General features: G+C 73.1%; 17 protein-coding genes and 1 pseudogene. 13 read left to right on the top strand and 5 right to left on the bottom strand.

Translation table 11 applies throughout. The features are described from left to right. The first annotated feature begins 93 nt into the window (after positions 1–93). From AWW66_RS05960 to AWW66_RS05930, 7 genes are all read left to right on the top strand, one after another. Positions 94–951, top strand: coding sequence for an STAS domain-containing protein (locus tag AWW66_RS05960; protein WP_067360891.1), 858 nt, complete (start codon positions 94–96; stop codon positions 949–951). Continuing rightward, positions 951–1,385, top strand: coding sequence for an STAS domain-containing protein (locus tag AWW66_RS05955; RefSeq protein ID WP_067360888.1), 435 nt, complete (start codon positions 951–953; stop codon positions 1,383–1,385). Before AWW66_RS05960 ends, AWW66_RS05955 begins: the two co-directional genes overlap by 1 nt. After that, entirely contained in the window at positions 1,382–1,801 is a 420-nt protein-coding gene (locus AWW66_RS05950; protein WP_067360885.1) for an ATP-binding protein, read from the top strand. Before AWW66_RS05955 ends, AWW66_RS05950 begins: the two co-directional genes overlap by 4 nt. Continuing rightward, positions 1,798–2,811 carry a SpoIIE family protein phosphatase gene (locus AWW66_RS05945; protein ID WP_067361002.1) on the top strand — a complete coding sequence of 338 codons (1,014 nt, stop codon included), beginning with the start codon at positions 1,798–1,800 and terminating at the stop codon, positions 2,809–2,811. The genes AWW66_RS05950 and AWW66_RS05945 overlap by 4 nt, the downstream gene beginning before the upstream one ends. After that, positions 2,808–4,166 (top strand): ATP-binding protein, encoded by a 1,359-nt coding sequence (locus tag AWW66_RS05940; protein WP_083978253.1) that lies wholly within the window; start codon positions 2,808–2,810, stop codon positions 4,164–4,166. The genes AWW66_RS05945 and AWW66_RS05940 overlap by 4 nt, the downstream gene beginning before the upstream one ends. A 2-nt stretch (positions 4,167–4,168) precedes the next feature. Beyond that, on the top strand, positions 4,169–5,710 hold the full coding sequence (locus AWW66_RS05935; RefSeq protein WP_067360999.1) for a SpoIIE family protein phosphatase: 1,542 nt from the start codon (positions 4,169–4,171) through the stop codon (positions 5,708–5,710). Positions 5,711–5,817: 107 nt separating this feature from the next. Then, positions 5,818–6,414: a TIGR03086 family metal-binding protein gene (locus tag AWW66_RS05930; RefSeq protein WP_067360882.1), complete on the top strand. Its 597-nt coding sequence runs from the start codon at positions 5,818–5,820 to the stop codon at positions 6,412–6,414. A gap of 67 nt (positions 6,415–6,481) precedes the next feature. Here the strand turns inward: AWW66_RS05930 and AWW66_RS05925 are convergent, their stop codons facing one another. Together AWW66_RS05925 and AWW66_RS05920 are read right to left on the bottom strand one after the other, a co-directional pair. After that, positions 6,482–7,525: a CU044_5270 family protein gene (locus tag AWW66_RS05925; RefSeq protein ID WP_067360879.1), complete on the bottom strand. Its 1,044-nt coding sequence runs from the start codon at positions 7,523–7,525 to the stop codon at positions 6,482–6,484. Further along, a complete protein-coding gene (locus AWW66_RS05920) occupies positions 7,522–8,073 on the bottom strand; it encodes an RNA polymerase sigma factor (protein ID WP_245647942.1) in 552 nt (183 codons plus the stop codon). Before AWW66_RS05920 ends, AWW66_RS05925 begins: the two co-directional genes overlap by 4 nt. A 286-nt stretch (positions 8,074–8,359) precedes the next feature. On the opposite strand from AWW66_RS05920, the gene AWW66_RS05915 reads away from it, so the two are divergent. Together AWW66_RS05915 and AWW66_RS05910 are read left to right on the top strand one after the other, a co-directional pair. After that, a complete protein-coding gene (locus tag AWW66_RS05915; protein ID WP_067360876.1) occupies positions 8,360–9,718 on the top strand; it encodes a glycosyltransferase family 2 protein in 1,359 nt (452 codons plus the stop codon). Positions 9,719–9,762: 44 nt separating this feature from the next. Next, positions 9,763–10,698, top strand: a pseudogene (locus AWW66_RS05910) (threonine ammonia-lyase); the annotation flags it as partial. A gap of 153 nt (positions 10,699–10,851) precedes the next feature. Here the strand turns inward: AWW66_RS05910 and AWW66_RS05905 are convergent. Continuing rightward, on the bottom strand, positions 10,852–12,945 hold the full coding sequence (locus AWW66_RS05905) for a S9 family peptidase (protein ID WP_067360873.1): 2,094 nt from the start codon (positions 12,943–12,945) through the stop codon (positions 10,852–10,854). Positions 12,946–13,215: 270 nt separating this feature from the next. Here AWW66_RS05905 and AWW66_RS05900 point away from each other — a divergent pair, with 270 nt between their 5' ends. Continuing rightward, positions 13,216–14,550 carry an FAD-binding oxidoreductase gene (locus tag AWW66_RS05900; protein ID WP_245647941.1) on the top strand — a complete coding sequence of 445 codons (1,335 nt, stop codon included), beginning with the start codon at positions 13,216–13,218 and terminating at the stop codon, positions 14,548–14,550. Positions 14,551–14,574: 24 nt separating this feature from the next. Here AWW66_RS05900 and AWW66_RS05895 read toward each other — a convergent pair whose 3' ends face one another. Continuing rightward, complete coding sequence (locus tag AWW66_RS05895; RefSeq protein ID WP_067360867.1) at positions 14,575–16,662, bottom strand: SpoIIE family protein phosphatase; 2,088 nt, start codon at positions 16,660–16,662, stop codon at positions 14,575–14,577. 259 nt (positions 16,663–16,921) lie between these two features. Here AWW66_RS05895 and AWW66_RS05890 point away from each other — a divergent pair, with 259 nt between their 5' ends. After that, positions 16,922–21,289: a hybrid sensor histidine kinase/response regulator gene (locus AWW66_RS05890; protein WP_067360864.1), complete on the top strand. Its 4,368-nt coding sequence runs from the start codon at positions 16,922–16,924 to the stop codon at positions 21,287–21,289. Next, a complete protein-coding gene (locus tag AWW66_RS05885; RefSeq protein WP_067360861.1) occupies positions 21,286–21,840 on the top strand; it encodes a response regulator in 555 nt (184 codons plus the stop codon). Before AWW66_RS05890 ends, AWW66_RS05885 begins: the two co-directional genes overlap by 4 nt. A 32-nt stretch (positions 21,841–21,872) precedes the next feature. Here the strand turns inward: AWW66_RS05885 and AWW66_RS05880 are convergent, their stop codons facing one another. Then, positions 21,873–22,208, bottom strand: a complete 336-nt coding sequence (locus tag AWW66_RS05880) for an STAS domain-containing protein (RefSeq protein WP_067360858.1) — start codon at positions 22,206–22,208, stop codon at positions 21,873–21,875. A 248-nt stretch (positions 22,209–22,456) separates the two neighbouring features. Here AWW66_RS05880 and hemL point away from each other — a divergent pair, with 248 nt between their 5' ends. Continuing rightward, positions 22,457–23,794, top strand: coding sequence for a glutamate-1-semialdehyde 2,1-aminomutase (gene hemL / locus AWW66_RS05875; RefSeq protein WP_067360855.1), 1,338 nt, complete (start codon positions 22,457–22,459; stop codon positions 23,792–23,794). Positions 23,795–23,797 lie beyond the last annotated feature (3 nt).

Raw genomic sequence — 23,797 nt, 5'->3', positions numbered from 1 at the left:
CAGGGTGCCCGAGGTCATTTCTTTGCCACGGGACAACTAGTTGCCAAGGTGCCGGTGATAGAGTCCGGCGGTCCAGGTCAAGGAGGGGAAACCATGGCGTTGACCGCCGAACAGAGCGGCCGGTTGGCCGGTCTGCTCAGGGAGCACGGCGAGCGGATCACGCTGCGGTGGACCGAGATCGTGGCCGCCCAGATGCGGGGCCGGCTCAGCCACGCCGAGCTGCTCCGCCAGGTGCAGGACCTGCACCGCATCATGATCGCTTTCGGGGACCAGGGCCTCGTCGACCTGGCCGACGAGGGCGGCGGCGAACTCCGCGCCGAACTCGCCGAGCTGTCCCGGGGCCGGGCCCGGCAGGGCCTCTCGGCCACCGAGACGGCGATCAGCGTCTTCGCGCTCAAGGACGTCCTGCTGGAGACGCTGGAGGTCGCGGGCGGCACGGAGGCGCTGCGCGACTACGTGGCCTACTCCGCGCTGATCGACCAGATGGGGCTGTTCACCTTCGAGAGCTACGTCCGGACCCGGGAGAGCCTGATCGCCGACCAGGCCGAGCAGTTGCTCGAACTCTCCACCCCGGTGGTCAAGCTCTGGGAGGGCGTCGTCGCGGTGCCGCTGGTCGGCACCCTGGACTCGGCCCGCGCCCAGGTGGTGATGGAGCGCCTGCTCCAGACACTGGTGGACACCGGCTCGCCGTACGCGATCATCGACATCACCGGGGTTCCGGCGGTGGACACCCAGGTCGCCCAGCACATCCTGAAGACCGTGGTGGCCGCCCGGCTGATGGGCGCGGACTGCATCATCTCCGGCATCCGCCCGCAGATCGCCCAGACCATCGTCGCCCTCGGCATCGAGTTCGGCGACATCGCCACCAAGGCGAGCCTGGCCGACGCGCTGCGTCACGTGCTGCGCAGCACCGGCGTCGAGATGGGCCGCCGGGCACGTCGGGGGCAGTGATGGAACGGGTACCGATCCTCAAGATCGGCAGTATCCTGCTGGTCTCCATCCAGGTGGACATGTCCGACCAGACCGCCGTGCAGCTCCAGGAGGACCTGGCCGAGCGGATCGTCGCCACCGGCGCGCACGGCGTCCTGATCGACATCACCGCGCTCGACATCGTCGACTCGTTCGTCGGCCGGATGCTCTCCACCATCGCCTCGATCTCCAAGGTGCTCGACGCCGAGACGGTGGTGGTCGGGATGCGTCCCGCCGTCGCGATCACCCTGGTCGAGCTGGGCCTGTCGCTCAACGGCATCCGGACGGCGCTCAACGTCGAACGGGGCATGGAGCTCATCGCCGCCGCCCGCGACGACGACCAGGACCTCGACGAGGACGAGGACGACGCCGGGCCGGACGGCGGTCCCGCCACCGAGACGACGGCGTCCAGATGACCGTCGGCGTCGACCTGGGGCAGCCGCAGACCCAGGAGGTCCGCGCCGACGAGGACGTGGTCCGGGTCCGTCAGCTCGTCCGGGCCGTCGCGGTGGCCGTCAAGCTCTCCCTGGTCGACCAGACCAAGCTGGTCACCGCGGCCAGCGAACTGGCCCGTAACACCCTGGTCTACGGCGGTGGCGGGACCGTCGACGTGATGACCGCCGACAACGGCCGGCGGCGGGGCGTGCGGATCGTTTTCGCCGACTCCGGGCCCGGCATCGCCGACCTGGACCTCGCGCTGACCGACGGGTACACCACCGGCGGGGGGCTCGGCCTCGGGCTGAGCGGGGCCCGCCGGCTGGTCGACGAGTTCGAGATCGACACCGCGGCGGGGCAGGGCACCCGGATCACCGTCACCAAGTGGTCCCGGTGATCGCCGACGGGGTTCCCGACCGGGGCACCTGGTTCCGGGTGGAGAGCAGCAGCGCCGCCAGCGCGGTCCGCCGGGCGGCCGAGCGGCTGGGCGCGCAGCTCGACCTGGGGGCCGCCCGCACCGCCGACCTGGCCATCGTCGCCGCCGAGCTGACCAGCAACCTGGTCAAGCACGCCGACGAGGGCGCCCTGCTGCTGCGTCCGGTCCGCCAGGACGGGCAGGCCGGGGTGGAGCTGATCGCGGTCGACTCGGGGCCGGGCATGGCCGACGTGACCGTCTCCTCCCGGGACGGCCACTCCACCACCGGCACGCTGGGCATCGGTCTCGGCGCCATCGTCCGGCAGGCGAGCTGGTCGGACGGGTACTCCCGGCCCGGTCGGGGCACCGTCTTCGTCGTCCAGGTCTGGCCGTCGGCGACCCCGCCGCCGAGTTGGGCGGACGGCATCACCCGGCCGCTCACCGGTGAGTCGGTCAGCGGCGACGGGTACGCCGTCCGGGTGGTCGAGGGGCGGCACCAGGTCCTGGTCTGCGACGGGCTCGGACACGGGCCGCTCGCCTCGGCGGCCAGCGACGCCGCGCTGGCCGCCTTCCGCGCCGCGCCCGCCGCGCCCCCCGCTGCGGTGGTGCAGCACCTGCACCGGGCGATGTCGCACACCCGGGGCGCCGCGTTGGCCGTCGCCGAGCTGGATTCGGTGGCCGGCTTGCTCCGGTACGCCGGACTGGGCAACATCTCCGCCATGGTGGTGGTCGAGGGCGGACGGCGTCGGGGCCTCGTCTCGCTGCCCGGGATCGCCGGACACCAGCGCCCCGTCGTGCGGGAGTACGACTACCCGTTCGACCCGGGCGCCCTGCTGGTCATGCACAGCGACGGCGTGGTCGACCGCTGGTCGCTGGAGGACTACCCCGGCCTGGCCGGGCGGGCCCCGACCGTGGTGGCCGCCACCCTGCTGCGGGACGCCGGGGTCCGGCGGGACGACGCGTGCGTCCTGGTCGCCCGGGGCTGGTCGTGACCGGCCGCGGTGACACCACGGTGCTGCACCTGGCGCTGCGGGTGGAGCAGGACATCTTCCTGGTCCGGCAGCGGGGCCGGGAGGTGGCCGTCGCCGTCGGCCTGGAGCACCAGGACCAGGTCCGGATCGCCACCGCGCTCAGCGAGGTCGCCCGGGACCTCCTCGCCGCCTGCGACGGAGCCGACGTCACCTTCGCCGTCGTCACGTACCCGGACGGCCGGTTCGGGCTGCAGATCGACCTCGCCCCGGTGGGTCCGCTGCCAGCGGGAACGTACCAGCCACAGTCCGGCGCGGTGGCACGACTGGTGGACGCGTTGGGCGTGACGACCCTCGACGGGGTTACGGTCGTGAGGATGTCCCGACGCGCACCCTCCAACGCCGCCCAGCCCAACGCGCAGCGCCTGACCGAGCTGCGCGCCGAGCTGGAGCGTGCCGTACCGGGCGATGCCCTGGACGAGCTGGCCACCCAGAACCAGCAGTTGATCGCCGCCCTGGACGAGGTCCGCAGCCAGCGGGACGAGCTGGCCGTGCTCAACGAGGAGCTCCAGGAGACCAACCAGGGGGTGATGGCCCTCTACAACCAGCTCACCGAGGAGCTGGAGGAGACCAACCGGGGCGTGGTGGCGCTCTACGCCGAGCTGGACGAGAAGTCCGCCCAGTTGCGGGCGGCCAGCGAGTCCAAGAGCCGCTTCCTGGCCAACGTCAGCCACGAGCTGCGGGCCCCGGTCACCGCGATCATCGGGCTGGGCCGGCTCCTGGCCGACGAGGGCTCCGACCCGCTCACCGCCGAGCAGACCCGCCAGGTGGAGTGGATCCGCTCCTCGGCGGCCGACCTGCTCACCCTGGTCAACGAGCTGCTGGACCTGGCCAAGGCGGAATCCGGGCGGATCGAGCCGGCCTGGGCGGAGGTGGACCTGCGGGCGGTCTTCGGGCAGCTCCGGGGCACCCTGCGGGCGCTGGCCACCCCCTCGGAGGTGGCACTGGTCGTCGAGGAGCCGCCGCATCCGGCGGTCATCCGCTCGGACGAGGTGCTGCTGGCCCAGGTGCTGCGTAACCTGTTGCACAACGCGCTCAAGTTCACCGAGCGGGGTGAGGTGCGGATGCGGGCAAAGCGGCGGGAGGACCGCTGGGAGCTGTCGGTCACCGACACCGGCATGGGCATCGCGCCGGAGCTGCACGAGCGGATCTTCGAGGAGTTCTACCAGGTACCCGGGCGGACCCGGGTGGGCGGCACCGGCCTCGGCCTGCCGTACGCCCGGCGGTTGGTCACCTTGCTCGGCGGCACGCTGGAGCTGTGCAGCGAGCCCGGCCGGGGCAGCCGGTTCACCGTCGTGCTGCCCACGGGCGGAGCGTGACCGTGGACGGCCCCCCGGCGACCGTGCTGGTGGTCGACGACAGTCGCACCAAGCGGTACCTGCTGGTGAGCTGGCTGACCCGGGCCGGCTTCGCGGTCGTCGAGGCGGAGACCGGGGCCGAGGCGCTGAGCCGGGTCGCGGTGGAGCCGGTCGACCTGGTCGTGCTCGACGTCCGGTTGCCCGACCTGAGCGGGTTCGAGGTCTGCGAACGGATCAAGGCGGACCACCCGGCGCTGCCGGTGATCCACGTGTCGGCGCACGCGGTCGACGTGGTGGACCGGGCGCAGGGGCTGACCCGGGGCGCCGACGCGTACCTGGCCGAGCCGATCGAGCCGGAGGAACTGGTCGCCACCGCCCACGCGGTGCTCCGCTACTACCAGGCCCGGCAGCGCGCCGAACTGCTCGCCGAGCGGCTCACCGGGCTGGCCGACACCACCGTCGCGGTGCACGCCGCGCCGAACTTCACCCGGCTGCTGGAGGAGGCGGCGGCGGGCGCGGCCCAGATCTTCAAGTGTCCCGCCATCGTGGTGGCGGAGACCTTCGACGGCGACTGCGTCGCCGGGGTCTCGGCCGGGCCGGGAGCCGGGGCGACCGTGGTGCCGTGGGCGGTCGACGACACCGGCATTCCCACCGGCTCCACCGTCCGGGTGGACGACTCGGCGCACTGGGGGCTGGTCGACTGGCCGGCGGGGGACACCGTGACGGTCGCCGCGGCGAAGCTGCGGGAGGACCGCCCCCCGCTGTACGTGGTGGTGCCCACCGCCACCCAGACCCGGCGGACCCCGGTGCTGGTGCAGCTCTCCCAGGCGGTGGCGGCGGCGGTCGAGGCGCAGCGCTCCTTCGACGAGGAGCACCGGATCGCGGTCACCCTGCAACGCAGCCTGCTGCCCCGCCGGATCCCGGAGATCGCCGGGCTCGACCTCGCCGTACGGTACGAGCCGGCGAGCGCGCAGACCGAGGTCGGCGGGGACTTCTACGAGCTGGTCATGCTCGACGGGCACCTGCTGATGGCGATCGGCGACGTGGCCGGCCACTCGCTGCACGCGGCCACCGTGATGGCCGAGCTGCGGCACGCCGTCCGGGCGTACGCCGTGGAGGGGCACCAGCCGAGCCAGATCCTGCACCGGGTCAACGAGATGATGCGGACGCTGCTCCCGGCCGAGTTGGCGACCCTCTGCGTCCTGCTGCTGCACCCGCAGACCGGCCGGATCCGGCTGGCCAGCGCCGGGCACCTGCCGGCGTTGATCAGCCTGGACGGCAAGGTCGAGTTCGTCGAGCGGCCCGCCCCGCTGCTCGGCGTCCGGGCACAGCGCCCGGACGACCTGGAGTTCGAGCTGCCGCCCGGGGCGACGCTGGTGCTCTACACCGACGGGCTGATCGAGCGGCGGGACGTCACCATCGACGAGGGTCTGGCCGCGCTGGCCGCCGCCGCGACCGGCGTCGACAGCGACCTGGACGCGTTCTGCCAGCGGCTGCTGGACGAGTTGGCCCCGCCGGAGATCCACGACGACGTCGCCGTGGTCGCCGTCCGCCGCTCGGCGTAAGGAAGGGCCCCCTCTTAACGCTTCCGGTAGAGGAAGGGCCCCTTCTTAACAGCGCAGCGGACACCGTGGCGTCTCCGCGGCCCGCTCCGCGCCATAGGCTCGCCGGCATGACGACGAAGACGAGTGAGCTGCTGTCCATGGCCGCGCCGCCGACGGTCGCGGTCGTCCGGGGCATCGCCGACGACCAGCTCGACCTGCCGACCCCCTGCGCCGAGTTCCGGGTCCGTGACCTGCTCAACCATCTCTTCGAGGTGGTGGTCAACTTCCAGGCGCTGGCGCTGCGGCAGCCGGTCGAGTGGGCGGAGAAGCCCGAGTTCCTGACCGGCGACTGGCGGGAGCGGTTCGAGGTCGAGGTGAGCAGGGTGGCGCAGGCGTGGTCCGATCCGGCCGCGCTGGAGGGAACCTCGCCGACGATGGGCATGCCGCAGGAGACGGTCGGCGGCATGGTGCTCCTGGACCTGGTCGTGCACGGGTGGGACCTGGCGACCGCGACCGGCCAGGTGTACCAGCCGGCCCTCGAGACGCTGCCGCCCGCGCTCGCCCTGACCGAGCGGTTGGCTCCGCAGGGCCGGCAGTACGGCGTCTTCGGTGACGCGGTCGAGACCGCCCCGGACGCGTCGGAGCTCGACCGCCTGCTCGGCCTCGCCGGCCGCCCGGCCGGTGCGACCCCGGCCGCCGACAGCCCGGCCGAGGGCGTCGGCTGACCGCCTGACCGGGTCAGCGCGCCCGGACGGCGGGTGGGCGTCCCGGAGGGGCCGCCCACCCGCCTCGTCATCGAGGCATGGGCGCGTAGTCGGCGACCAGGTAGGAGCGGTAGGTGATGACTGCGGGGATCGTCACGTTCAGCATGCCCGCCCGCTCGGTGAGCACCTCCTCGTAGCCGAGCAGCGCGCCGGACCGGGGATCGACGATCACGGTGTACTGGGCGGGCAGGCCGTGGGCGTCTGAGGTGATCGAGAACGCCTCACCGGCGCGTCCGGCGCGGTCGGTGACGGTGCCGGTCACCGTGACGCCGGGTAGCTCGGCGAGGAGCGTGAGTGCCGCCGCGCGCTGTGCCGGGCCCAGCAGCCGCAGGCCGGCGAGCTGCGCGAGATCCTCCAGGTACTGCACGGGGGCCGGATGCGCGGACTGGCCCGCGGTGAGCCACTCCCGGAGCGTGGCGGCATCGGTCGGCACCGGCCCGCGCCAGACGGAGGAGAACTCGCCCGCCGCGAAGTCCTCCGTCTGCTCCGACGACTCGATCCGGCCGCCGCGCCTGACCCACTCCTGGCGGTCGGCCGCGGAGCGGAACGTGGGAGGCAAGGTCCTTCTGATCGTTCGGCCGGCGTCGTCGTCGGTCCGCCAGGACCGCCACTGCTGGGGTACGACCGCCGAGGTGGTCCGCCCACCGGTCGTCGAGGAGTCCAGGAACCAGTTCGCCGACTCCAGGTGCTCCACGGTGCCGGCCGGCCGCTGGGGCGCCGGTTGTCCCGCCGCCACCGCCGCCAGCCGCCGCAGCCGGGTCGACGCCGGTTCCGCGCTCGCCGGCGGGCCGTAGGTGAGGATCGCGGGAGTGGCCGCGTACGCCGGCTGCGGTTGCCGAACGGTCTGGACCGCCACCCCACCAACGGCCACCGCCAGGACCGCCCCGCCGGCCGCGAGCACGAGGCGGCGTCGCGGCACCGCCCGTCGGCCGGTGCTTCCAGCAAGGTCGGCGGGGTCGGAGGCGAGAATGCGCGCCAGGTCACGGGTACGCCGTTGCTCGTCCTCGGGGCGGCTGCCGCGTACGGGATCCAGCCCACCCAGCAGGCGACGCACCTCATCCGCGGCGTTCATCGCACCCTCCCCAACTCGACATCGACGGAGCCGTTCCTGGTGCCGGTTCCGCCTCGACCGACCACCTCCAACTGCGACCGGAGTCGGCGCCTGGCCCGCATCAGCCGCATCGCGAACGTCGCCCGGGAGCACCCCAGAACGACCGCCGCCTCGGCCGCGCTCAGACACTCCCAGGCGACCAGCCGGAGGACCTCCCGATCGGTGTCCGGGATCCGGTCGAACGCGACCACGACGTCACGCTGGCTGGCCACCTCGTCCGCGTGATCCGCCACCACCACCGGATCCGGCTGTGCCGCGACGCGCAGCGTCAGCTCCCGCCACCGCCGCCGGCCCCTGGCCTCGTTGGCCAGCACCAGCCGAGCAACCCCGTACAGCCAGGGCAGGGTGGAGTTGGCCGGCACATCGTCCAGACGGCGCCAGGCGACGAGGAAGACCTCGGCGACGACGTCGCCGACGTCAGCCCCGACGACCCGCCGAGCCACATACCGCCACACGTCACCGTGATGACGCTCGTACAACCCGGTGAACCGACCCTCGCGGACGTCCATGACACCTCCTGCTGGCCTTGTGTCCGGCATCGACCGCGACATCACCACCAGGAACGGAGGAATCACCGGAAAGTGTCAGGGGTTTCCGGCACCGGCCGGCCGGCGTTGATGTAACACCGTGCGGCGCAGTCACGCTGATCGTTGCGTAGGGCCCCGGGGCGGGCGCGGAGCGGACGGCGGGAGAGCAGCGGATGCGGGACCAGCCGCGCGGCACAGCAGCGACCTTCGCCGATCGCCCTGCTGATTCCCGCCGGCCCGGCCGTCCCGGCTCGACCGGCCGTCCCGGGTGAGCCGACCGGTCGCTCCGCCCGACCCGCCGGCCCGCGGGACCCTGTTGTCGGCCGGGCTGGTCGTGCCGCTGTCCGGGCTGGTCGTGCTGCTGGCGTGGCTCACCGAGCAGCACGTCGACGCGGTGGCGGCGTTCGACGGTACCGCGGTCCGGTGGGCCCGGGTCGGTGCCGGCGGTGCGACGGCGGTGCTGGAGCTGCTGCTCGGCCTGGTCCTGCTGCTCGGGATCGGCCGGCTGGTGGCGCAGTCGATCGGCGCCCACGTCCACGCTCGTCGGCGCTGGCAGCCGCGCGGGCCGCGCCCGGTGATCGACGCGCCGGTGTCGGTGATCGTGCCGGCGTACAACGAGGTGGCCACCATCGGGGCGACGGTGCGGTCCCTGGTCGCCAGCGCGTACCCGGCGGTGGAGGTGATCGTCGTCGACGACGGCTCCACCGACGGTACCGCCGAGCTGGTGGCACGGATGCGACTGCGTGGGGTGCGGGTGGTCCGGCAGGCCCACGCGGGCCGGCCGGCCGCGCTGGACACCGGCGTGCGGGCGGCCCGGACGGAGCTGCTGGTCCTGGTCGAGGGGGACACGGTGGTCGAGGCGGACACCGTCCTGCGGCTGGTGCAACGCTTCGCCGACCCCACCGTCGGCGCGGTCTGCGGCAACACCAGGGTCGCCGACCGGCGGCGGCTGCTCGGCCGGTGGCAACACCTGGAGTACGCGCTGGGCCGCAACCTCGACCGGCGGATGTACGACGTGCTCGGCTGCCTGCCCACCGTCCCCGGTGCGCTCGGCGCGTACCGCCGGCAGGTGCTCGTCGCCGTCGGTGGGGTACCGGTGGACACCCCGGCCGAGGCGACCGACCTGACCATGACGGTGCTCCGGGCCGGTTGGCGGGTGGAGTACGAGCCGGACGCGATCGCCTGGACCCCGGTGCCCGCCACCCCGGGCGGGCTCTGGCGGCAGCGGTACCGGCACTCCCACGGCATCCTGCGGGCGATCTGGAAGCACCGGTACGCGGTGCGCGAGTCGGGCCCCGGCGGGCGGCTGGGCCGGCGGGCGCTGCCGTCCCTGCTGCTCTGCCGGTTCCTGCTGCCGCTGGCCGCGCCGGTGGTCGACGTGCTCGCCCTGTCCGCGCTGCTCCACCGGCCCGGGGTCGGGTACCTGCTGGCCTGGGTGGGGCTGCTGCTGGCACAGACCCTCACCGCCGGGTACGCGCTGTGGCTGGACGGGGAACGGCTGCGGCCACTGTGGCACCTGCCGGCGCAGCAACTCGTGTACCGGTACCTGATGTGCCTGGTGGTGGTGCGCTCGCTGGCCGCCGCCCTGACGGTAAGGAAGGGCCCCCTGTTAACGCATTCGGTATAGGAAGGGCCCCTTCCTAACCCGGGGGCGGGCGGGAGGATGGTCCGATGGAGCTCGTCTCGCTGGCGGAGGTCCGGGCCGCCGCCGCCGATCTCGCCCGGACCGTCCTGCGTACCCCGCTGCTTCCCACGCCGTGGGACGACCGGCTGTGGGTGAAGCCGGAGAGCCTCCAGCCGGTCGGCTCGTTCAAGCTGCGCGGCGCGACGCACGCGGTCGCCCGGCTCGACCCGGAGGTACGGCGGCGGGGCGTGGTCACCCACTCGTCCGGCAACCACGGGCAGGCGCTGGCGTACGCCGCGCGGGCCGCCGGCATCCCGTGCACGGTGGTGGTGCCGGAGGGGGCGCCGGCGGTGAAGGTCGACCGGATCCGCGCCCTCGGTGCCACCGTCCTGCTGGTACCCCCGGCCCGGCGGCTGGCCGAGGCCGAGCGGGTCGTCGCCGACACCGGCGCGGCGCTGGTGCCGCCCTTCGACGACCGGCGGGTCATCGCCGGCCAGGGCACCGTCGGCCTGGAGATCGCGCAGGACCTGCCCGACGTCGACGTGGTGCTGGTGCCGGTGGGCGGCGGCGGCCTCGCCTCCGGGGTGGCCACCGCGATCCGTGCGCTCCGACCGGCGGCCACCGTCGTCGGGGTCGAGCCGGCGCTCGCCGCCGACGCCCACGAGTCGCTGTCCACCGGCGCCCTGACGAGCTGGGAGCCGGCGCTGACCTACCGCACGGTCGCCGACGGCCTGCGGACCAACCTCTCCGCGCTCACCTTCGCCCACCTGCGGGAACGCCTCGACACGGTGGTCACGGTGAGCGAGGCGGAGATCCTCGCCGCCACCGGACGCCTGGCCGGGGAGGTACGGCTGGTGGCCGAGCCGAGCGGCGCGGTGGCGCTGGCCGCCCGGCTCTTCCACCCCGACGAGCTGCCGCCCGGCCGTACCGTGGCCGTGGTGACCGGCGGCAACGTCGACCCGGCGCTGCTCACCGGCCTGCTCACCGCCGACGACACCCCGGCCGGCCCGGCGCTGCTCACCGGCCCGCTCGCTGCGGCCGATCCCCCGGCCGACCCGGCGGAGGGACGTCCGACCGGTTAGGAAGGGGCCCTTCCTCTACCGAATGCGTTAACAGGGGGCCCTTCCTTACCACCGTTACCGCTGGAAGCGGTCCAGGGTCCAGGCGTTGACGAACGCCTCCTCCTTCCAGGCGTCGTACCGGCCGCTGGGCCCGCCGTGCCCGGCCCCCATCTCGGTCTTGAGCAGGTAGTCGCCCTGCGGGGCGACCGCGCGCAGCCGGGCGATCCACTTCGCCGGCTCGTGGTAGAAGACCCGGGTGTCGTTCAGGCTGGTCACCGCGAGGATCGCCGGGTACGCGACCGGGGCCACGTTCTCGTACGGGGTGTACGACTTCATGTACGCGTAGACCTCGGGGTCGGCCAGCGGGTTGCCCCACTCCTCCCACTCGGTGACGGTCAGCGGCAGCGACGGGTCGAGGATGGTGTTCAGCGCGTCCACGAACGGCACCTGGGCGACGATCCCGGCGAACGCGTCGGGGGCCAGGTTCACCACCGCGCCCATCAGCAGGCCGCCGGCCGAGCCGCCCCGGGCCACCAGCCGGTCGGTGCTGGTCCAGTTGGCCTTGACCAGGTGCCGGGCGCAGGCGACGAAGTCGGTGAAGGTGTTCTTCTTGGCCAGCAGCTTGCCCTCTTCGTACCAGCGCCGGCCCAGCTCACCGCCGCCCCGGATGTGCGCCACCGCGAAGATCACGCCCCGGTCCAGCAGGGAGAGCCGGGTGATCGAGAACCACGGGTCCATACTCGCCTCGTACGAGCCGTACCCGTAGATGACGCAGGGCGCGGAGCCGTCGCGCGGGGTACCCACCCGGCTGACCAGGGAGATCGGGATGCGGGTGCCGTCGTCGGCGACCGCCCAGTCGCGGTGCTGCTCGTAGTCGGCCGGGTCGAACTCGCGCCCGTCCGGGCCGGGCCGGACCGGCTTGCGCCGACGCAGCGTCAGTGCCCGGGTGACCAGGTCGTAGTCGTAGACCGAGTCGGGGGTGACCAGGGAGGAGTAGCGCAGCCGGACGACGCCGGTGCGGTACTCCGGGTTGGCGTCCAGGCCGACACTGTAGATCGGCTCCGGGAAGTCGATGTCGTACGAGTCGGAGGTGCCCGAGGGCAGCACCCGCAGCCCGGTCAGCCCGTTGCTGCGCAGCGAGACGACCAGGTGGTTCTCGAAGGCGTCGACCGCCTCCAGCCGGGTGCCGGGGGAGTGCTCGATCAGCGGAGCCCACTCCCCAGGGGCGTCCGCCGAGGTGTACGCCAGGGCGAAGTCCTCCGCTCCGTCGTTGTGCAGGATCAGGAAGCGGTGCCCGTGGTGCTCGACGGAGTACTCGACGCCCTGCCGGCGCGGGGCGACGACCGCCGGCTCGCCGGTCGGGTTGCTCGCCGGGATCACCCGTACCTCGCTGGTGATCTTGCTGTGGATGTCGATCAGGACGAACCGCTCCGACCGGGTCAGCTCGACCCCCACCCAGAACCGCTCGTCGGGCTCCTCGTGGACCACCACGTCGTCGCCGGCCGGGGTGCCGATCACGTGCCGCCAGACCCGGTTGGGCCGCCACGCCTCGTCCACGGTGACGTAGAAGAGCACCGAGGCGTCGGCCGACCAGGCGGTGCCGTAGAACGTCCCGGGGATCTCGTCGGCGAGCACCTCGCCGGTGGCCAGGTCCTTCACCCGCAGGGTGAACCGCTCGTCGCCGGAGAAGTCGGTGGAGTACGCCAGCCAGCGGCCGTCCGGGCTGACGTCGAACGCGCCGAGCGAGAAGAAGTCGTGCCCCTCGGCGAGCACGTTCCCGTCGAGCAGCACCTCCTCGCCGTCGAGCGGGGCACCCTCCACGCTGATCGGCGGGTCGGTCTCGCCGTCGCGGACCGCCCGGCGGCACTGCACGCCGTACTGCTGGCCCTCGACCGTGCGGGTGTAGTACCAGTGGTCGCCCTTGCGGGCCGGCACCGACAGGTCGGTCTCCTGGGTGCGTCGCCGGGTCTCCTCGAACAGCTCCGTCCGCAGCCCGTCGAGGTGGGTCGTGCGCGCCTCGGTGAAGGCGTTCTCGGCCTTCAGGTAGGCGATGGTGTCCGGGTCTTCCTTGTCGGTGAGCCAGGCGTACTCGTCGACGACGGTGTCGCCGTGGTGGGTGCGTTCCGTGGGGACCCGCTTGGCGACGGGCGCGGAGGTCTCGGTGGTCACGGCGCCACGTTACCGGCCGAGCGGCGTCGTGGCCGGGCACGGCGAGCGGCGTCGGGGCCCGGATCCGGCCCGGCGTCCGGCTCCCGGCGCGGGGACAGAGGGTACGACGACGGCGGTCGCCACCGGCCTCCAGTGTGGACTCCTGCCCGAGTGGGCATGGTGCGGTGGGACCGATGAGGGGTACTCTCCGTCAGTTGATCGATACTCCCAGCCATCTATCTATCGTACACCTGTACGATTGTCGGCATGGTGGGAGCAAGGAGTTCCTCGATGGGTCGACCCGGAGCCTCCGACATCACCCGCCGGCTGGCGGAGATCTGCGGTTCCTCCTTCGCCCGGCTGGCCGGTCCGGCCGACGAGGTGGCGGGCCGGCCGGCCCGGTGGGTGGCGGTCCCCGGCGACGCGCAGGCGGCGGGCCACGTGCTCCGCCTCGCCGCCGACCACGAACTGGCCGTGGTGCCGCGCGGGGCGGGGACGAAGATCGACTGGGGGGCCGCCCCGGACCGGGTCGACATCGTGCTGGACACCGGCCGGCTCGCCGGTTTCGGCCACCGCCCGGACGACGCGCCCGAGGTCGAGGTCGGCGCGGGTACCCCGATGCGGGCGGTCCAGGCCCGGCTCGGGCGCGGCGGGCAGTGGTTGCCGCTGGACCCGCCCTCGCCCGGCGCGACCCTCGGCGGCGTGATCGCGGCGAACGAGCCCGGCCCGCTGCGGCACCGGCACGGCGGGCCGGCGAGTCACCTGGTCCGGCTGCGCTACCTGGACGCCGACGGCGAGTTGGCCACGGTGCCGGTCGACGGGGCGGCAGCCGCCGGGGTTGACCCGGTCCGGCTGCTCTGCGGATCACAGGGCGGGCTCGGCCTGCTGGTCGCCGCGACCCTGCGGGTGCAGGCCGTCCCCGCCTGCCGGTACTGGGTGACCTGCCCGGTGCGGCACCCGGCGGAGGCCCGCGACCTGGTGCAGGTGGTGACGACCGCCGACGTCGACCCGGCGGCGATCGAGGCGGACCTGCCCGCCGCCCCCGCGCTCTCCCCGTTCGTCCATCCCGCCCACCCCTCGGTCGCCGGTCGGGGCGTCTGGACCGGCAGCCTGGTGGTGCTGCTGGAGGGTGACCCCGCCGACGTCGCCGAGCGGGCCCGGCAGCTCACGGCCCTGCTCGGCCCGACCGCGAGCGGAGCGTTCCAGCCGCCACCCTGGTGGGGGCGGTACCCGTTCGGCCCCGGCGACGTGGCCCTGCGGATCGAGGCGCCCCCGGACCACCTGCACTCGCCCCTCTACGTGCTCCAGGACGTCGCCCGCGCGGTGTACCCGGAGGCGTCCGGCGTGCCGGTCCCGGCCCGGGGCTCCCTCGCCGCCGGGGTGCTGTACGCCGCGCTCGCCGGCCCGCTCGCCGCCGGTGAACGGGTGACCCGGATCGTCGACAGCCTGCGCCAGACGCTGCAACCACGTGGGGGCCGGTGCGTCGTGGTGGCCGCCCCGCCGCAGGTCCGCGCCGCCGTCGACTTCCGGGCCGGGGTACCGGTCCCGGCCGGGCTGCCCGAGGCCAAGGAGCGCGTGGACCCGCACCGCCGGCTCGCCCCCGGTCGCCTCCCCGGCGGCCTCTGACCCGCCGGTTGGCGGTCGCGGGGCTCAGAGCGCGTCGTTGCGCAGGACCAGGATGGCGATGTCGTCCCGGGGCGTCTCCACCGAGAAGTTGATCGCGGTGGAGCGCAGTCGGGCGGCGACCACATCGGCCGAGTACCCGCCCAGCGGGGCGGCGGCGTCCCGGAGGCGCTCGGTGCCGAAAAGTTCCCGGCCCCGGCGGCGTTCGGTCACCCCGTCGGTGTAGAAGATCAGGGAGTCGCCGGGGTCGAGCAGGAGTTCGGCCGCCGGGGAGGCGATCGAGTCGAGCAGGCCCAGCGCGGTGCCCGTGGTGCCGACGAAGCTCGCGCCACCGGCGGCGCGCAGCAGCACCGGACGGTCGTGCCCGGCGAGGTGCAGGGAGACCTCCAACTGGTCGTCCTCGCCCGGCCCGACCGCCGCCATGGCGAGCGTGCAGTACCGGCCGCCGCCCCGCTCGACGAGCGTCTCGTTGAGCCGGGACAGCGCCTCGGAGAGGGGCTTGCCGTCGCCGACCAGCACCCGGATGACGTCCCGGACCAGCCCGGTCACCGTCGCCGCCTGCACCCCCTTGCCCGACACGTCGCCGATCACCACCAGCCACCGCCCGTCCGGCAGCGGCAGGACGTCGTAGAAGTCGCCCCCGACGTCGGCGTCGTCGCCGGTGGGGACGTACTCGGCGGCGAAGCCGATGCCCTCGACCACGGGCAGGACCGGCGGCAGCAGGGACTGCTGGAGGGCCTGCGCCACCCGACGCCGCTCGGCGTGGATCCGCGCGTTCTCGATCGCCAGGGCCGCCCGCCGGGCGACGTCCTCCAGGACGGCGACCTCGTCCGGGTCGTGCCGGTGCCGCTGGTGCCGCCCCACCGCCAGGGTGCCCAGGCGCTGGCCCCGGGCGATCAGCGGGACCGCGAAACCCTCGGTCGGGGCGCCGAGCGGGATCTGCGAGCCGTTGCGGGAGGCCTCCCGCAGCCGCGCCTGGATCGAGTCCGGCCCGGTCTCGCGCAGCACCTGGTGCAGGTGGGGCAGGACCGACTCGTCGGCGTGGCTGGCCGCCGCGAGCTTGAGCCGCCCCCACTCGTCGGTGGTGTGCACCGCGCACCACTGGCCGAGCCGGGGGACCACCAGTTGCGGGATGAGCGCCATGGTCAGCTCGACGTCGAGGGACTGCGCGAGCAGTTCGCTCGCCTCGGCCAGGAAGGTCAGCCAGGCCTGCCGGCGGACGTCCGCCCGGCGCAGCCGGTCGTTCTCCAGGTGCAGCGAGAGGCGCTCGGCGGCGAGGACGGCCAGCGGCCGGGCGTACCCGGAGGGCGCGGCGTCCAGTTCCAGCTCCCCGACGTACGGCCGGTGCACGGCCAGCGGTACCCGGAGCAGCTCGTGCCCGGCCCGGGGGTGCCGGCCGTACCGGGCGAGCACCTGTGCGCCGTGCCCGTCCCCCCGGTCCAGCCGGAACACGCCACCGGCCGCGCCGATCATCTCGCCGACCCGGGTCAGCAGGTCGGTGGCGAACTCGGGCAGCGGGTCGTCGGCGTACGGGTCGGGGACGGTCTGCATCAGTTCGCTCATGGCCGCGGCGCTCGGCGTCGAGCCGTCCGGGCCGGCCCGGTTGCCGGCCGTGGCGGCGCGGGCGGCCGAGGGCTCCCGCCGATCCGGGGTCTCCGGCCCCACCGGCCCGCCGGCCGGGCGTTCCAGCCGGAACCAGACGCCCTTGCCGGTGGGCAGGTACGTGGTGCCCCAGCGGCTGGCGAAGTGGTCCACCAGCAGCAGCCCCCGGCCGCGCTCCGCGACCTCGGTGATCTCGGTGGCGTCGTTGCGGACCCCGACGATCAGCTCGTCCACCGGCCCGGAGGCGAAGTCCGACACGGTGACGGTGAGCCCGACCTCGTCCGCGACGACCTCGATGTCCAGTTCGGTGCCCGCGTGCTCCACCGCGTTGGTGGACAGCTCGGTGGTCAGCAGCAGTGCCTCGTTGACCAGTTCGTCGAGGTCGGCCTCGGCGAGCACCGAGCGGACCACGGCGCGGGCGGCGGCCGGGGTACGCCGGTCGGCGGGCAGCCGGACCCGCCGGACGTGCTCGTCCGGGCCACCGTCGATCGCGGCCCCCGCCTCCGCTGACACCCTTCGTATCCTGCCCGGCCGAAAGCCGGGTGCCAAGCCGATCCGACCGCGTCGGTCGGGAGCCCGACCTGCTGCGGCGCGGCTCACCCCCTCCAGCGGTGGGCTCCCCCTCCCGGCCCGGGTGCGGCCGGCATGTCGGATGGCGCGTACCCAGCGTGGCGAGCTGGCACGTCGAATGGCACCGGCGCGGTCGCGGGCACAATGATGGGATGGCCGGCCCGCCGGCCTGCGCCCGCAGCCCCGAGCTTTGCGAGGAATGATGACCACGGCGAAACAGTCCGTCACCACGGACCCGGCCGCGCAGGATCGTGACGCGGTGCTCGAGGAGCTGGTGACGGCGCTGCGGCGGGTCCGGCACGGTGACCTCAAGGTCCGGCTGCCCCGCCGGTCGGGCGCGGCCGGTGAGGTCGCCGAGGCGTTCAACGAGGTGGTGGCGCTCCAGGAGCGGCAGAACCTGGACCTGCGCCGGATCAGCCGGATCGTCGGCCGGGACGGTCGGCTCACCGAGCGGCTCGACGAGGAGGGGCTGGAGGGCGCCTGGGCCGAGGGGCAGCGGGCGGTCAACTCGCTCATCGACGACCTGGGCCGGCCCACCACGGAGATCGCCCGGGTGATCGTGGCGGTCGCCGACGGTGACCTGTCCCAGCACATGGCGCTGGAGATCGACGGTCGGCCGCTGCGCGGCGAGTACCTGCGCATCGGGCGGACCGTCAACACCATGGTCGACCAGCTCTCCTCGTTCTCCTCCGAGGTGACCCGGGTGGCCCGGGAGGTGGGTACCGAGGGTGAGCTGGGCGGGCAGGCCGACGTCCGGGGCGCGGCCGGCACCTGGAAGGACCTCACCGACTCGGTCAACACCATGGCGTCGAACCTGACCCACCAGGTGCGGTCGATCTCCCAGGTGGCCACGGCGGTGGCCAAGGGCGACCTGTCGCAGAAGATCACCGTGTCGGCGAAGGGCGAGGTCGCCGAGTTGGCGCACACCTTCAACTCGCTCACCGACACCCTGCGGCTCTTCGCCGAGCAGGTGACCCGGGTGGCCCGCGAGGTGGGCACCGAGGGCAAGCTCGGCGGTCAGGCGGAGGTGCCGAACGTCGCCGGCACCTGGAAGGACCTGACCGACAGCGTCAACTCGATGGCGTCCAACCTGACCGCCCAGGTGCGCAACATCGCCCAGGTCTCCACGGCGGTCGCCCGGGGTGACCTGTCGCAGAAGATCACGGTGGCCGCGCAGGGCGAGATCCTGGAGCTGAAGGACACCGTCAACACGATGGTGGACCAGCTGTCGTCGTTCGCCGACGAGGTGACGCGGGTGGCCCGGGAGGTGGGCACCGAGGGCAAGCTGGGCGGCCAGGCCCAGGTGCGCGGGGTCTCCGGCACCTGGCGGGACCTGACCGAGAACGTCAACCAGCTCGCCGGCAACCTGACCAGCCAGGTACGGAACATCTCGCAGGTCTCCACGGCGGTCGCCAAGGGTGACCTGAGCCAGAAGATCACCGTCGACGCCCGGGGCGAGATCCTGGAGCTGAAGAACACCGTCAACACGATGGTGGACCAGCTCTCGTCGTTCGCCGACGAGGTGACGCGGGTGGCCCGGGAGGTGGGCACCGAGGGCAAGTTGGGTGGTCAGGCCCAGGTCAAGGGCGTCTCGGGTACCTGGCGGGACCTGACGGACAACGTGAACTCGATGGCGTCGAACCTGACCAGTCAGGTACGGAACATCGCCTCGGTCACCACGGCGGTGGCGAAGGGTGACCTGTCGCAGAAGATCACGGTGGACGCCCGGGGCGAGATCCTGGAGCTGAAGTCGACGGTCAACACGATGGTCGACCAGTTGTCGTCGTTCGCCGACGAGGTGACGCGGGTGGCCCGGGAGGTGGGCACCGAGGGCAAGCTCGGCGGTCAGGCCCAGGTCCGCGGCGTCGCCGGCACCTGGCGGGACCTGACCGACAACGTGAACTCGATGGCCTCCAACCTCACCGCCCAGGTCCGCAACATCGCCCAGGTCTCCACGGCCGTGGCGAAGGGTGACCTGTCGCAGAAGATCACGGTGGACGCCCGGGGCGAGATCCTGGAGCTGAAGTCGACGGTCAACACGATGGTCGACCAGTTGTCGTCGTTCGCCGACGAGGTGACGCGGGTGGCCCGCGAGGTGGGCACCGAGGGCAAGCTCGGTGGTCAGGCCCAGGTCAAGGGCGTCTCGGGGACCTGGCGGGATCTGACCGACAACGTGAACTCGATGGCGTCGAACCTGACCAGCCAGGTCCGCAACATCGCCTCGGTCACCACGGCGGTCGCCAAGGGCGACCTGAGCCAGAAGATCACCGTCGACGCGCAGGGCGAGATCCTGGAGCTGAAGAACACCGTCAACACGATGGTCGACCAGCTCTCGTCGTTCGCCGACGAGGTGACCCGGGTGGCCCGCGAGGTCGGCATCGAGGGCAAGCTCGGCGGTCAGGCGCAGGTCAAGGGGGTCTCCGGCACCTGGCGGGACCTGACCGAGAACGTCAACCAGCTCGCCTCCACGCTGACCACCCAGCTCCGGGCGATCGCGCGGGTGTCGACGTCGGTGACCCGGGGCGACCTGACCCAGCGGATCGCGGTGAAGGCGCAGGGCGAGGTCGCCGAGCTGAAGGACAACATCAACCAGATGATCGTCACCCTGCGGGAGACGACCCACAAGAACGCCGAGCAGGGCTGGCTCGACTCCAACCTGGCCCGGATCGGCGGTCTGCTCCAGGGGCAGCGGGACCTCGGCGAGGTCTGCCGGATGATCATGATGGAGGTCACCCCGCTGGTCGACGCGCAGCTCGGCGCGTTCTTCCTGGTCGACAACTCCGAGGGGGTGGTCCGGCTGCGGCTGACCGCCTCGTACGGGTACGTCTCCCGGGGCCACGACGTCACCTTCGGGCCGGGGGAGGGGCTGGTCGGGCAGACCGCGCTGTCCCGCCGGACCATCCGGGTCGGCGCCGTACCGGACGGGCGGCTGATGCTTCGCTCCGGCCTGGCCGAGACGCCCCCGGCCGACCTGGTCGTCCTTCCCGTCCTCTTCGAGGGCGAACTGCTCGGCGTGATCGAGTTCGCCAGCGTGACCCCCTTCTCCGAGCTGCACCTGTCGTTCCTGGAGCGGCTGGTCTCCACCATCGGCATCGCGGTCAACACCATCCAGGCCAACCGGCGTACCGAGGAACTGCTCGCCCAGTCGCAGCGGCTCGCGCACGAACTCCAGGAGCAGTCGGCGGAGTTGCAGCGCACCAACGCCGAACTGGAGGACAAGGCGAAGCTGCTCAGCGAGCAGAAGGCCAACATCGAGACCCAGAACCGAGAGATCGAGTTGGCCCGGCTCGGCCTGGAGGACAAGGCGCAGCAGCTCACCCGGGCCTCGGCGTACAAGTCGGAGTTCCTGGCCAACATGAGCCACGAGCTGCGCACGCCGCTGAACTCGCTGCTGCTGCTGGCCCGGCTGCTGATGGAGAACTCGGAGCAGAACCTCACCCCGAAGCAGATCGAGTTCGCCCGGACCATCCACGGTTCCGGGTCGGACCTGCTGCGCCTGATCGACGACATCCTCGACCTGTCCAAGATCGAGGCGGGCCGGATGGACGTCGAGCCGACCGAGATCCGGTTCGGCGAGATCCGCACCTACGTCGAGCAGGCGTTCGCGCCGCAGGCCGAGGAGAAGGGCCTGGACTTCCAGGTACGCATCGCCCAGGAACTGCCGCCCGCGCTGGTCACCGACGCGCAGCGACTCCAGCAGATCCTGCGCAACCTGCTCTCCAACGCGGTCAAGTTCACCGACAACGGGGCCGTGACGCTGCGGATCGGCCTGGCGGCGGAGAACGTGGTGTTCGACGTGCCGGCGCTGACCAACGCCCGGCAGGTGATCGCGTTCACCGTGATCGACACCGGGATCGGCATCTCCGACGACAAGCTGTCGCTGATCTTCGAGGCGTTCCAGCAGGCCGACGGGACCACCAGCCGCCGCTACGGCGGCACCGGTCTCGGGCTGTCGATCAGCCGGGACCTGGCCCGCCTGCTCGGCGGCACGATCACCGTGGCCTCCGCGCCCGGCCAGGGCTCGACGTTCACCCTCTTCGTGCCGGACGTGCTGGCGCCGGACGCGGTGGTGGCGCCGCTGCCGCCGTCGCCGGCCCGGGCCGGACTGCCGTCCTCGCTGCTGATGCCGCCGCTGGAGTTGCCGCCGGCGCCGGAGACCCCGGCGACCCGACAGTTGGAGGGCGCCACCGTGCTGATCGTCGACGACGACGTCCGGAACGTCTTCGCGCTGACCAGTGCGTTGGAACTGCACGGGATGACCGTGTTGTACTCGGACAACGGCGCCGACGGCGTACGGGTCCTGGCAGAACATCCGGAGGTGGACATCGTGCTGATGGACGCCATGATGCCGGACCAGGACGGGTACGAGACGACCAGGCAGATCCGGCGCAACCACCGCTTCGCCGACCTGCCGGTGGTCTTCCTGACCGCCAAGGCGATGCCGGGCGACCGCGAGTCCGCGCTCGCGGCGGGCGGCAGCGACTACATCACCAAGCCGGTCGACCTGGACGAGTTGATCGAGCTGATGTCGACCTGGATCGGTAGCAGTCGAGGCAAGGAGAGTTCGTGACCCAGATGGCGAAGGCGCTGCTGGTCGACGACCGCCGGGAGAACCTGATGGCCCTGGAGGCGATCCTCCAGGGCCTGCCGGTCCAGTCGGTGGCCGTGGAGAGCGGGGAGGCGGCGCTGAAGCAGCTCCTGGTCGACGACTTCGCGGTGATCCTGCTGGACGCCCAGATGCCGGACATGGACGGCTTCGAGACCGCCGGCCACATCAAGCGGCGCGAGCGCACCCGGCACGTACCGATCATCTTCCTCACCGCTGCGGACCGGGACGCGCAGCTCGCCCTGCGCGGCTACGCGGCCGGGGCGGTGGACTACCTGACCAAGCCCTTCGACCCCTGGGTGCTGCGGGCCAAGGTCTCCGTCTTCGTGGAGCTGTGGGTCAAGAGCCGGCAGCTCGCCGCCCAGTCGGACCTGGTCCGGGAGCGCGAGGCCCAGTGGCGCACGCTCACCGAGGCCGTCGACGAGGCCACCGCCCTGCTCCGCGCCGCCACCCCCGACAGCCGTACCCGCGCCGTGGAACTGCTGGAACAGGCCCGCTGGGGCCCGACTCCCTGACCCGTCTCCCGCCCGGCTGCCCCGGGCGGGATTCAGGGGGTGGACTGGTTGTTGCGGATCATCAGGGCGGAGCGGAGGCCGGTGATGTCCAGGACGCGGAGCAGGAAGTCGCCCACGTTGGTGAGGACCAGCAGGCTCTGGGCGTGACTGGCCTTGCGGCTGAGGACGACGAGGGTGCCCAGGCCCTGCGAGTCGCAGAAGGTCACCCCGCCGAGGTCGAGTACCAGCCGTGGTGGCGGCTCGGTGAGGGCCTCGTTGACGACGGTCGACAACTGGGCTGCCGTGAGCATGTCGATCTCACCGGCGAGGCGAAGGACGACTTCGTCTCCCGTCCGGTGTAGCGTGATGGACAGTTCGGCACGATCCACCCGGTCAGCCTAGCGCGATCCGTCCGCCCCGGCCCGCTGAGGCGGATCACGCGCGTCCCGCCGGTCCGGGTTCGCAGGTGGCCCGGGGCCAGCGGCGAGTCGCCCCGACTGGTTGACCCTCCCGTCCCGGACCCGCTCCCCGAGGCCCGCCGCACGGGTGGGCCGGAACGGTCGGCGGGGTGAGCCCGGTAACCCCGTTGCGGGGTGGCTGCCGATTCACCTTTCGACGCTGACACAATGGCGGCATCGTGACCGAATTCCTGCCCGCCGGATCCGGCCGTTACCCGGCCGACGCGCCGGCCTCCGAGGCCCTGTTCGACCGCGCCCGCGCCCTGGTGCCGGGCGGGGTGAACTCGCCCGTGCGCGCCTTCCGCGCGGTCGGCGGCACCCCGCGCTTCATGGTCCGGGGGGAGGGGCCCTGGCTCTACGACGCCGACGACCGGCGCTACGTCGACCTGGTCTGCTCCTGGGGGCCGTTGATCCTCGGGCACGCCCACCCCGAGGTGGTGGCCGCCGTGCAGGCCGCCGCCGCGCGGGGCACCAGCTTCGGCGCCCCCACCCCCGGTGAGGTGGAGCTGGCCGCCGAGATCGTCGAGCGGACCCCGCTGGAGCAGGTCCGGCTGGTCAACTCGGGCACCGAGGCGACCATGTCGGCGATCCGACTGGCCCGGGGCTTCACCGGGCGATCCAAGATCGTCAAGTTCGCCGGCTGCTACCACGGGCACTCCGACGGGCTGCTCGCCGCCGCCGGCTCCGGTGTGGCGACCTTCGGCCTGCCCGACTCGCCCGGCGTCACCGGGGCGGCGGCCGGGGACACCATCGTGCTGCCGTACAACGACGTCGCCGCCGTGGCGGAGGTGTTCGCCGCCGAGGGGCCCCGGATCGCCGCGATCATCACCGAGGCCGCCGCCGGGAACATGGGCGTCGTCGCCCCCCGGGACGGGTTCAACCAGGCGCTCGCCCGGATCGCCCACGAGCACGGCGCGCTGCTCATCGTCGACGAGGTGATGACCGGGTTCCGGGTCTCCCGCGCCGGCTGGCACGGCGTCGACCCGTGCGACGCCGACCTGTGGACGTACGGGAAGGTCATGGGGGGTGGGCTGCCCGCCGCGGCGTTCGGCGGGCGGGCGGAGATCATGGCGAAGCTCGCCCCGGCCGGTCCGGTCTACCAGGCCGGCACCCTCTCCGGTAACCCGCTGGCCTGCGCCGCCGGCCTGGCCACCCTCCGGCTCGCCGACGCGGCGCTCTACCGGAAGCTGGACGACACCGCCGCCGTGGTGAGCGGGCTGGCCACCGACGCGCTCGCCGCCGCCGGGGTGCCGCACCGGCTCTCCACCGCCGGCAACATGTTCTCGATCTTCTTCACCGACGCCGACGTCGTGGACTACGACACCGCCCGCACCCAGCAGGTGCCGGCGTTCAAGGCGTTCTTCCACGCCATGCTCGCCGCCGGGGTGTACCTTCCGCCGAGCGCGTTCGAGGCGTGGTTCGTGTCGGCGGCGCTCGACGACGCCGCCCTGGAACAGATCGCCGGGGCCCTCCCGGCGGCAGCGACGGCAGCGGCAGCGGCAGGCACCGGGGGGTAGACA

It is taken from the genome of Micromonospora rosaria, from assembly GCF_001567585.1.
Lineage (GTDB): Bacteria > Actinomycetota > Actinomycetes > Mycobacteriales > Micromonosporaceae > Micromonospora > Micromonospora rosaria.
This window is presented reverse-complemented; position numbering and strand designations above follow the sequence as displayed.

Excerpts from the sequence above, each read along its gene's own strand:
- AWW66_RS05960 (WP_067360891.1), top strand. The coding sequence starts at position 94 with ATGGCGTTGACCGCCGAACAGAGCGGCCGGTTGGCCGGTCTGCTCAGG.
- AWW66_RS05955 (WP_067360888.1), top strand. The coding sequence starts at position 951 with ATGGAACGGGTACCGATCCTCAAGATCGGCAGTATCCTGCTGGTCTCC.
- AWW66_RS05950 (WP_067360885.1), top strand. The coding sequence starts at position 1,382 with ATGACCGTCGGCGTCGACCTGGGGCAGCCGCAGACCCAGGAGGTCCGC.
- AWW66_RS05930 (WP_067360882.1), top strand. The coding sequence starts at position 5,818 with ATGACGACGAAGACGAGTGAGCTGCTGTCCATGGCCGCGCCGCCGACG.
- AWW66_RS05925 (WP_067360879.1), bottom strand. The coding sequence starts at position 7,525 with ATGAACGCCGCGGATGAGGTGCGTCGCCTGCTGGGTGGGCTGGATCCC.
- AWW66_RS05920 (WP_245647942.1), bottom strand. The coding sequence starts at position 8,073 with ATGGACGTCCGCGAGGGTCGGTTCACCGGGTTGTACGAGCGTCATCAC.
- AWW66_RS05900 (WP_245647941.1), top strand. The coding sequence starts at position 13,216 with ATGGGTCGACCCGGAGCCTCCGACATCACCCGCCGGCTGGCGGAGATC.
- AWW66_RS05890 (WP_067360864.1), top strand. The coding sequence starts at position 16,922 with ATGACCACGGCGAAACAGTCCGTCACCACGGACCCGGCCGCGCAGGAT.